The organism is Magnetococcales bacterium (assembly GCA_015228935.1).
In the GTDB taxonomy this organism is placed as follows: Bacteria; Pseudomonadota; Magnetococcia; order Magnetococcales; family DC0425bin3; genus HA3dbin3.
On record JADGCO010000038.1, the window covers coordinates 1 to 10,645 of the forward strand.

General features: G+C 56.6%; 9 protein-coding genes. 3 read left to right on the forward strand and 6 right to left on the reverse strand.

Going from position 1 to position 10,645, the window contains the following annotated elements; translation table 11 throughout:
* The first annotated feature begins 122 nt into the window (after positions 1 to 122).
* Positions 123 to 923, forward strand: coding sequence for a hypothetical protein (locus HQL65_10625; protein MBF0136685.1), 801 nt, complete (start codon positions 123 to 125; stop codon positions 921 to 923).
* A gap of 94 nt (positions 924 to 1,017) precedes the next feature.
* Here the strand turns inward: HQL65_10625 and HQL65_10630 are convergent, their stop codons facing one another.
* From HQL65_10630 to HQL65_10655, 6 genes are all read right to left on the reverse strand, one after another.
* Positions 1,018 to 2,037: a TerC/Alx family metal homeostasis membrane protein gene (locus HQL65_10630; GenBank protein MBF0136686.1), complete on the reverse strand. Its 1,020-nt coding sequence runs from the start codon at positions 2,035 to 2,037 to the stop codon at positions 1,018 to 1,020.
* Between the two features lie 90 nt (positions 2,038 to 2,127).
* On the reverse strand, positions 2,128 to 2,706 hold the full coding sequence (locus HQL65_10635) for a TerD family protein (GenBank protein MBF0136687.1): 579 nt from the start codon (positions 2,704 to 2,706) through the stop codon (positions 2,128 to 2,130).
* Between the two features lie 66 nt (positions 2,707 to 2,772).
* The gene (locus tag HQL65_10640) at positions 2,773 to 3,228 is read right to left on the reverse strand and encodes a tellurite resistance TerB family protein (protein MBF0136688.1); all 456 of its coding nucleotides are present in this window, start codon (positions 3,226 to 3,228) and stop codon (positions 2,773 to 2,775) included.
* A gap of 27 nt (positions 3,229 to 3,255) precedes the next feature.
* Positions 3,256 to 4,494, reverse strand: a complete 1,239-nt coding sequence (locus tag HQL65_10645; protein ID MBF0136689.1) for a TerD family protein — start codon at positions 4,492 to 4,494, stop codon at positions 3,256 to 3,258.
* A gap of 309 nt (positions 4,495 to 4,803) precedes the next feature.
* The gene (locus tag HQL65_10650) at positions 4,804 to 5,424 is read right to left on the reverse strand and encodes a TerD family protein (GenBank protein ID MBF0136690.1); all 621 of its coding nucleotides are present in this window, start codon (positions 5,422 to 5,424) and stop codon (positions 4,804 to 4,806) included.
* Positions 5,425 to 5,724: 300 nt separating this feature from the next.
* Positions 5,725 to 8,898, reverse strand: a complete 3,174-nt coding sequence (locus tag HQL65_10655) for an SPOR domain-containing protein (GenBank protein ID MBF0136691.1) — start codon at positions 8,896 to 8,898, stop codon at positions 5,725 to 5,727.
* A gap of 130 nt (positions 8,899 to 9,028) precedes the next feature.
* Between HQL65_10655 and HQL65_10660 the strand changes: the two genes are divergently transcribed.
* Entirely contained in the window at positions 9,029 to 10,309 is a 1,281-nt protein-coding gene (locus HQL65_10660) for an anion transporter (protein MBF0136692.1), read from the forward strand.
* Positions 10,310 to 10,405: 96 nt separating this feature from the next.
* On the forward strand, positions 10,406 to 10,645 hold a 240-nt coding region (locus HQL65_10665), incomplete at its 3' end, for a hypothetical protein (GenBank protein MBF0136693.1).

A 10,645-nucleotide genomic window follows, 5' to 3' on the forward strand; every position in this document is an offset into this window, starting at 1 on the left:
ATAAAAGTAATATAGAAGGAAATACCCACCCGCAGGACAACAAAATGTCGCCAGCAATCCGATATTAAGCAGTGATGGCCTGTCCAAAAAAGCAAAAGGCCCCGCCTGCCTACCTCGGAGCCATGCACGAAACTACCCTATTCTCTGAAAATTATAACCGACTTTTGCGCCCCCCTCAAGGGAAAAAATCGCCTGGGAACTTTTTTGCCCAGAATTCATCAAATATTGAAGACACCGAAAATATTGAAAGTTACGGATCAGTCTGGACGTACCAACTCAGCGGAAGGAACCACGCCATGTGCAACCTGTCCCAGATCCACTTTTCCATAGATACAAGTGAAAAGATTATCATATTCAATGACAAGCTTGACATCAACCTCACTTACCCAGGTGCCCTGCATACCACCGCCCGAATACGTTATATAAAAGTTGATTCTGCGCTTGTCTTGAGCGATCATTCCCCGACAATAAACTCAAAATGCTTTGTTGACATCGACATGGAAAGTGATCATCTCTATTCACGCGGCCATGTTTTAAATAATCTTCCTTCAGGTACCCTGATATATCTGGAAAATGGATTTCGCATATTCGAATTTTTCACCAGACAAGTCATTGATAGCAAAAACAATCTTCTGGAAAAAATTATTGTTTCAAAAAAGTTGAAACAATTTTCAAACAATCCAGAAAAAACAGACGAAAAAATAAATTGCTGGGAATTCAATCAATGCGGCAAGGAAGAATACTGTCTCGCCGGAACTTCAGACAGTTTCGACGGATTTTTCGGTGGCAAAAATGGCGGGAGGTTTTGCGCGTTCATTGAAGGCACGTTATGCAAGGATGACACACCCAGGAGAGACAGCGACAAACTGAAAATGTGTTCCCATTGTCCCTTTTACGAAATTCTTCTGAAAGATGTGGCCTGAAACGATTTGACATGAAAGACTTTGTTGGGGCTTTGCCTCAAACCCACCAGGAGGAAGGGCGCAGCCCTTCCTCCTGGACCTCCATCCCGGTTTTTCATACGTTTTTTTCTGCCTTGTTCTCCGGCCAGATGAACGACGCCACCACCCCCGCCCCCAACACCCCAATCACCACCAGCAAACTGGCGTTCGGAGAGATGTCAAACCCGGGCCAGTGGAAAATATGATTGGTGGCCGTCAGCGCCAGTTTGGCTGCGATGAAGAACAACAGGGCAATGACGGCCTTGGCCAGATGCACCAGATATTGGGTCAGGGCAGCCAGGACAAAGTACAACGAGCGCAACCCCAGGATGGCAAAGATCATGGCCGCATAGACCAGGAGCGGCTCGCGGGTGACCGCAATCACGGCTGGTACCGAGTCGAAGGCAAACATGACATCGGACGTTTCAATGGCCATGAGGCAAAGAAAAGCCGGCGTGGCATAGAGAGCGGCAGCACGGGACACATTGATGGTCTTGTCGGCCTGTTTTTCCTGTTCGACCTCTTTGCGACCCAGGAAAAACCGTCCCCCGTGCAAGCGCGGAAAGACCGGCAACATTTTTTCGGTCATGGTGACCGACCAGTGATGCGAGTAATCCTTGATTTCGTCTTCGGTCTCTCCGGCGGTGAGCATTTTCCAGCCACTCCAGGCAACGATGACCGCGAAGACATACTCCACCCAGGCACTCATGGCAAACAGGGAGGTCCCGGCTACGACAAAAACGGCACGAAAAAGCAGGGCACCGATGATGCCATAGTAGAGGATTCGATGTTGCAAGGCACCATGGATGGCAAAGCTGGAGAAAATGGCGATGAACACCATGAGATTGTCCACCGAGAGGGATTTTTCCAGCACATACCCGGCCAGGTAGAGGTTGGCCCAGGTCTTGTCGAATTTCAGGTAGAGATAGGCATAAAAGCCGAGGGCCATCAGCACCCAGAAACCGGACCAGAGCATCGCATCCCGGAAGGTGATATCCTCCTGTTTCCGGTGCGCATGCAGGTCCAGATAAAGCGATACCACGATCACCCCACAAAAGATGAGGATCGTTTCCAGGGGAAAACCAAAATGTTCCATTGGGGGATGTCTCTGTGTTGCAGTGAGTCTGTGGTGAAAAAGAGACGGGGAGAGAGAAACAGGGCGGGTCTTCTCTCTCCCCGGGAATACTCAACCGATATTGACCCCGAAGCTTTTGGCCATGGGTCCCAGACCACCGGCAAAGCCCTGTCCGACCGCGCGGAATTTCCACTCGGTGTTGTGGCGATACACTTCGCCGAAAATCATGGCGGTTTCGGTAGAGGCATCTTCGGAGAGGTCATACCGGGTGATTTCCCGGGCATTGGCATCGTTGACCACGCGGATGAATCCATTCCGAACCATGCCAAAATTCTGTTTCCGAACTTCGGCCTCGTGGATGGTCACGGAGAAGACAATTTTCTGGATTTCCGCCGGCACCTTGGCGAGATCGATCCGGACGACTTCATCATCCCCTTCACCGGCACCGGTCTTGTTGTCACCGGCGTGGACGACACTGCCATCGGAGCTGCGCAGGTTGTTGTAGAAGACAAAATCGTTATCGGCACGCACCTTGCCGTCGGCTTTCAACAGGAAAACGCTGGCATCCAGGTCGAAGGCGGCACCATCGGTGGCCCGGATATCCCAACCCAATCCCACCGCAATATTGGTCAAACCAGGCTCTTCCTTGCTGAGGGAAACATTCCCTCCCTTGCTCAGACTGACGCTCATAGGTCTCCTCCCATCCCGTGACGGATTTCGGTCTAGATTTTTGTTGTGAATAGGGGTTTCGTCGATTCAGAGATCAAAATCGGCAGGGGGCAGGCCGAGTTCCCGACAAATTTCGCGCACGACTTTCTTTTCCTGCTCGTCAAAATGGCCGTCCGAACCCCCGATGACACAACTGACGCGCACGAGCAGGCGCGCCTCATCCGGTTTTTTGGCCACCTTGCTGATCACTTTCAGGGCCTCCGCCTTGCCCAGGGCATAATCAAACTCCAGTTTGCCGATATGCTGCTGAAAGGAGTTGATGACGGCATTCGTGTCAAAATGTTTGAGGGCATCGGAATTGCGGACGTATCCGAGCATTTTTTGCTTTTCCTCGCTGGAAACGCTGCCATCGGCGGCAGACACCAGGGCACAACTGGCCAGGATGGCCTCCATCAGGTCACGATTGCGAAATTTGGTCATTTCCGCAGCGACCGAACTTTGCATCTGTTGTGCCTTGGCCTTGAGATCGTCAAAAAAACCCATGCTTCACCTCGAATTGTGTCAATGCGGTCAATCCTTGCTGCCAGCACTCCACTGGAAGCCCCATCCGTATTGGCGATCCATGTCGCTTTGTCCACGGAAATACTCGGCAAGTTTTGTGACTTTGATTCCCCCCTGGACATTTTCCAAAACGGCAATGGCGCACATGGCCCGGTCGTTGCGGCCATCGGTCAGACGGACTTCAAGGGGGGGTTCGTTCTGGACATGGACGGTCACCACACCATCGGTGGCATTCCAGTTCGGGGCTCCTTCGTAGATGAAGGCATACACAAGAACCCTTTTAATTCTACTCCATTTATTCCCATTGATCAACAGATTCTCGCCATCGCTGTTCTCCCCGGTGCGATCATCCCCGGAAAGTTGCATGAAAGGTTCCTCTTCCAGGGTGCCAAAGCGGTTGCCCAGGGCCTGGATGACAGTCTTGAAGCCGTTGGTCAACTCGACAAAGCATCCCAGGTCCAGATCGATTCCCTTTGTCGCCCGGCCAAAAAAGCCACGCGATATCGTATTGGCTTTTGACCAGTTCAGGTTGATCCGGATCTGACCGTAACCGGTTTCCTTTTTTTCCAGACTGACGCTTTCCCCTTTTTTTTCCAAGGTCACCTTGCTCAGGTTGACTTTGGCGGGCGATTGCGCCGGGGGTACCACAGGTGGAGGGGTTGGCGACCGTGTCGGCGAAGGTGCCACCGGAGGCGTGGCTGACGACTCATCGACATCCACGCCATACGATCTGGCCAGCGGGGCCAGACCGCCGGCATACCCTTGAGCCACGGCCCGCATTTTCCACTGGCCCTGGCGTCGATAGATTTCGATCAAGGTCATGGCCACTTCGCGGGCACCCTGGATCGGGAAAGCAAACTCAAGCTGCTCTGCACCCGTGAGGGCATCCACAAGCCTGGCCTGCAATTGTTGCAATTGACCCAGGGACTGACCGCGCTGTTCGCCGGCGTCCACGGTGACCGTGAAGGCGACCTTGTGAATATCCTGGCCCAGTCGCGCCAGATCCACGGCAAACACGGTGGTCTGGTTGTCGGGACCGGCCGTTGTTTCCAAGATCACGGCCCCATCCGGGGATTGTTTTTGATTGTAAAACACCATGTCGGCATCGGAGCTAACCTTCCCCGATTCTGCCAGCAGAAAAGCGCTGACATCCAGTTCCATCCCCGGTGGCAGGGATGGTTGCCAACCAATCCTGACTTGCAGGCGTGTGGCTTGAATGGGTGCATTGCCCCCTTGCGTCAAGGTCATACCCATGTTCCAAACCTCAATATTTTCCTGGAGTAACTGTGGGCAAAGTGCGCAGCAGGGTCATGACCGTCAAGGATCGACACGACACAACCCTGCTCAGAGGCTGTCCATGAACTCTCGGATAAAAAAATTGGAAAGAAAGATTATATTGGGGCTTAAGCTCCAAACCCCGCCAGGAGGAAGGGCACAGCCCTTCCTCCTGGACCTCCATCCCAGTTATTCACTCGTTTTTTTTGAATGAACACGTTGCTAGACAGCCCCTCAGGATTTCATGCAAGGCAGATCCGGGAACAGGCACGCTTGTGGCTGTTACAAGCACTTGACCACGGCAGGCAAAAGATCCTGAAAAGTCCGGCCTGATGCCTGTTCGCCGATGGCGGTCATCTGCCAACCCTTGCCGTCGCGGGACAATTTGGCCATGATCTGCGCCGTATGGCTGCCGCTGCCGGTCAGTGAATATTTGGCCAGTTCATTGTTGGTTTGGTGATCCACCAGGCGGCAGGAGGCATTTTCGATTTCATCGAAGGTTTGCCCGGAAAAGCTGTTCACCACAAAAACCAGGCTGTTGGCCTGGGCCGAAACAGCGGGCAGATCGACGACAATCTGCTCATCGTCTCCTTCTCCCTCGCCGGTCCGGTTATCTCCGCGGTGCTGGATCGAGCCGTCCTTGCTCTTCAGTTGCCGAAACCAGACCGTATCAAGCATTTTCTTGTTCTTGTCGAAGACAATGCACGAAGCGTCAAGATCGATATCCTGACTCATTTTCACCAGACCGAACAGCGCTTTTTTCTTTTTTGCATCCCACCCAAGGCCCATGACCACCTTGGTGAGGGGGGTTGCCGAACTTTTTTCCAACGAAACTGTTTGACCCTTGCTGAGTGATACCACGGGACGTTCTCCTTTGTCGGCTTGAATTCCATTTTCATCCATTCCTCAGATAAGAACACCAGGAGCAAAAAACAAGCTCCGAGGAATCGGCTCCATGCCCATTTTGTTTTTCCTGTCCAGGATCATTCTCCATTTATCGGAGGACAACGTTCAATCATACGAAAAATACAGCCGCCCTGCAAGCATCCTTCCGCAGCAATAATTCAAAATCAAAACCAGATTCAGGAATTTACCGATTCTTCCGACCATTGTGGATGCCCAGGTCCCGGATTCCGGCTGCCGTGCGACAACAAAGGGGTTGGCGCGTGGCCGGCACGGTGAGTGGGGCCGGACCCTGTCTGCCTACCACCTGCCTTGCCTGAGAACGAGTCCGGAAATTCCGGTCCGCTGTTTGATATCTTGCAGGGCTTGTTCGGCGACTTCCCGACTGGCAAAGGGACCGGTTCGCACCCGATACCAGGTGGCACCACCAACTTCTGCCGCTTGGCGGGAAAAGGCCATGCCTGCGTCCCTGCCCACCTTCTGGTGCAACACCTCTTCCATTTCGAGGGCTTTTTCAGCGGTGCGATGGGCTGCCAGTTGCACGATGAAGGCACCCTCTTCGACCGAGGCTGTTGCCGCAGGTGTCGGCAAAGGACGTGCCGGCGGAAAGGCAACAGCCGCCGATGCCGGCAGGGATGCAGCCGGTTTCGCGCCTCCGGCACGTGCCGATGGGGGAGCAACAGCCGCCAGCGAGGTCGGGGATGAAGAAGAGACATCCATCACCGTTGCCGGGGTGGTTGCCGCTTTGGCCACGGTTGGAACCGCTGCCGGGAGACGGGCGTTGGCCATCAGCATTTTTCTGGATTGTTCCTGGGTTTCCCGCAGGCGTTTTTCCAGTTCGTTGACCCGCTCCAGGGCGGCCTGGGCCGAGGCCAGACGGGTCTCCAGATCACGCATGCGCACCTCTTGTTCCTGTGCTGCGGCCACCTGCTTTTCCAGTTCGGTGATGCGGCGCTTGTCGGCCTCCCAGGCCTGGAGTTTCTCTTCCAGGGCCACCAGACGTGCCATCTGCCCTTTGACCTCCTGGAGTTGTTTTTCCAGCAATTCGGCCCGACGATGTTCTTGTTCCGCTTCCCGGGTTTTGGCATCCAGTTCGGAACGCAGGGCCGCGACCGCAACGCCATCCGCTTCCCGCAGGGGAGTACCCCGCACTGCACCCTCAACGGCCATGCGCGACAGATAGCCAATGGCCGTCTGGGCCACCTGGGCATATTTTTCGGCCACCTGTCCGACCCCCTGGCGGGCGGCGGTATTGCCCGGATCCAGGCGCATCACCTCTTGATAGCGGCCAATGGCCTGATCCCCGGAACTGGCCAGCAGACGCAGGGATTCCAGGTCCCGATCCGCCGCCGCCAGCAATGCAATCACCTTGCCGGGATCTTCCGGAACCGTGGCCACCGCCGCCACCACCATGCCGGGTCGGGCATCCTCCGGCAGAGGCGCACGCTGGCCTGCGGTCAGGGCCGGAGGCGAAGCCAACATCTCTTCTCCCTGGGCAATGGCCTGTTGCCGGGAGCGGTTTTTGGTTTCATCGGTATAGACGGCCCATCCAAGTACCGAGGCCCCAACCACACCGCCGGCAACCAGCAGGGTCACCGACAGATGGGTCATCAGGCGGGACAGTCCGGCCCGTGTGGAACGGGGACGTCGTTCACTCTGGAGATCCTGCTCCACCACCAGGGGTGGTGGCGGCACAAATGGCAGGGAGGAACGTAACGTCTCGGGACGGGCAGGCTGGCTCTCTGGACCATTGGCCTTGTGCGCCGCTGCGCTTGTCGTTCGGGACGAAGCCACCTGGTTATGGGCGGGGGTCCTTGTCGCCACGACTCCGCCATTGGCCGCCTGGACAGAGGGTGCCTGCGCCGTTGTTCCACCGTTGGCCGCCTGGACAGAGGGTGCCTGCGCCGTTGTTCCACCATTGGCCGCCTGGACAGAGGGTGCCTGCGCCGTTGTTCCACCATTGGCCGCCTGGACAGAGGGTGCCTGCGCCGTTGTTCCACCATTGGGCACCTGGACAGATGAGATCTGGGCCATTGTCCTGCCAGAGGATGAAGCGACCGCTGAAGCCCGCGCCATGGTCCCACCATTGAGCGAATTGACAGACGGGGTCTGAGCCACCGCTTGATCACCGCCACTTGCCGCTGCTACCCGATCATCAGGCAATGCGACGGATGGAGCCGGTATCGTTGCCCCGCCATTGGGCAATGCGATGGATGGAGCCGGCATTGCTGCCCCACCTTTGGGCAAGGCAACCGCTGGAGCCGGCACCGGTGTCCCGCCATTGGACAAGGCAACGATTGGGGCCGGCGCTGTTGTCCCGCCATTGGCCAATGAAATGGTCGGGATCGGTGCCGTTGCCTGGCCATCGGGCAATGAAACAGACGCATTCTGAGCCGCAACCGGCAGCTCCACAGCGGCACTGGCAGAAGGCATCCCGGAATTTGCCGGGGAGGAGAGATCCGCAGGCACGGAAAGGTCCACCTGGACCCTGGTCGGCGCGACAACAGCAAAAGCATCCATGAACTCCCCGGCCCGGGCAAAACGCTGCCCGGGCTGCCAATGCAGTGCCCGGGCAAAGACCCGGATGCGGGCTTCGTTCAGGGGGGGAAGCGTGCCAAAACCCGGGGTGGTCCCGTTGCCAATGCGAATTTGCGCCTCGGTCAACGCGGCCAGCAATCCCGGTCCGGCCAGCGAACTGTTGCCATGGGCCGTTGCCAGAGAGACAATCTGCGCCGGCGTGAAGGGAACCCGTCCCGTGGCCAGTTCGTAAAGCAGCACACCCAAGGCAAAAATATCCGCGCCGGGTCCGGGTTCGCTCCCCACCAGACGCACGCCATTTTTTTGAATATACAGGGCTGCCCGCGGGGAGGACTCGCCATGGACATGTTCCAGGAGAAACTGTTCCGGGGCAATGTAGGGATGACTCTTTTCCAGGGCTGTGATATCCAGGTCACCCCCCAGGCGATGAACCAGATCGCGCACCGCATGGGCCATGCCAAAATCAACCAGACGAATCTCTCCATCCTGGTCCAGGATGACATTTTGCGGTTTGAGGGCACGGTGGCTCAGATCAAGGGCATGGGCCTGATCCAGAATGGCCGCAATCTTCCGCCCGATCTCCACCACATCCGACCAGAGAATCCGTCCCCCCGGCCGGGCCAGACGATACTGCTCCAAGGTGACGCCGGGGGCATGGAGACGCACCAGAAAATGCCTCTGCCGCTCCCGATCAAAGACATGACCGTGCAGGGTGGAAATCCGCTCATGGCGCAAGGTCTGATAACGATGAAATTCCCGTTTGAACCGGGAAAAAAAGGCGTCCGTGTCCCGAACCAGCGATTCAGGAAGCAGCTTCAGAACCACCAACGCATCGTTGGTCCGGTCCTGGGCCAAAAACAACTCCCCTGACGGTCCACGCTCCAACCGGCGCTGGATCGTGAACATGCCATTGGCCAGAGAGGTACCCTCTTCCATGTCTGAAACCCTGCTGCCCGCAATGAGAAAAGCATGTCCGGCTTGCCCGGAACACGCAGCCACCACAGTCCCTGTATTGGTTTATGGGTACATTAGAGGTTTTCATCCCCTGCTTGCAAGGTAAATCGTCATGCATGAACCCCTCTGGCTGGCCATCATTCTTGTGACCTTGTTGGGCGTGGCGGCAGGGCGTCTGCCCGGTTTGGCCATGAACCGGACCACCATCTGTCTGGTCGGGGCCACTTCCCTGGTTCTCTCGGGGGCCATTTCCCGCCCGGCGGCCTGGCAGGCCATCGACCTGGATACCATCGTCCTGCTGCTTGCCATGATGGTGGTCAATGTTCATCTGCGCTGGGCCGGCTTTTTTCAATGGGTGGCCCGCTGGACGATCACCCGTGCCCTGCCGCCGGCAGGTTTGCTGGCCGGATTGATGCTGCTCTCGGGTATCCTTTCCGCGCTCTTTGTCAACGATACCGTCGTCCTGGCCCTGACCCCGCTCGTGGTGGAGGTGGTGCGGGCTTCGGGTCTGCCGCCGGTACCCTTTCTCATGGGCCTGGCCACCTCGGCCAACATCGGTTCCGTGGCCACGATCATCGGCAATCCCCAGAACATGCTCATCGGCATGGCCTCCGGCATCCCCTACCAGCGTTTTCTGTTTGCCCTGGCCCCGGTGGCCCTGGGCGGATTGATCATCGCCTGGATTCTCCTGGTTTTTCTCTATCGTCACACCTGGAAATCCTTGCCTGAAACCGTCGATCTTGAACCGACTGTAAGCCGTTTGCGGGGCGCTGCCCCGGACCCCGCCAGGGGGAAGGGCGCAGCCCTTCCCCCTGGACCCCCATCCCAGTCTTTCATTCGTAAAAATTTTGCCGTTTCTGCCCTGCTTTTGCTGGCCCTGCTGCTGGGCATGCCGGTCGCCATGGCCGCTCTGAGCGCCGCTTCCCTGCTGTTGATCACCCGCAAAACATCACCAGAAGCCGTTTTCAGGGAAATCGACTGGAGTCTGCTGGTCTTTTTCGCCGCACTTTTCGTGGTCACCCGCGCCGTGGAAACCACCGGTCTGAGCCGTTGGATTTTTCAGGAGTTGAATGTCGGGCAGCATCTGGACGTTCCCTCTCTGACCCTGATCGGTGCCCTGCTCAGCAACTTGGTCTCCAATGTGCCGGCGGTTCTTCTGCTGCGACCGGTGGTGGAACTGTTGCCCACCCCCGAAACCGCCTGGCTCACCCTGGCCATGGCCTCCACCCTGGCCGGCAATCTCACCCTGCTCGGCTCGGTCGCCAACCTGATCGTCGCCGAAACCGCCCAAAAACAGAATGTCACCCTCTCCTTCCGCGCCTATCTGGTCGCCGGAATTCCCATCACACTCTTGACCCTGGCCTGGGGCATCCTGTGGCTGCTTTACAGATAGGCTGGGGGCTGGAGGCTGCGAAAAAAAGCGAAAAACAATTCGAGTGGCATTGTGGGGAGTGAATCAGCTATATTGAAGTGAGCGAAGGAGGTTGCCATGACTGCGATTGCATTCGATACCCTCAAATTTGTGGAAACTCTCAAAGCCTCCGGCTTTGACGATGCCCAGGCCAAGGGCATGGCTCGGGTTTTCAGCGAAACACAAGATGCCTATAAAAACGACTTGGCCACCAAGAACGATATTCAGGAGGTTAAGCGGGAAATCCAGGATGTCAGGCGGGAATTTGATGAAACTCAAGACACCCTCAAAAACGACTTGGCCACAAAGGGCGACTTT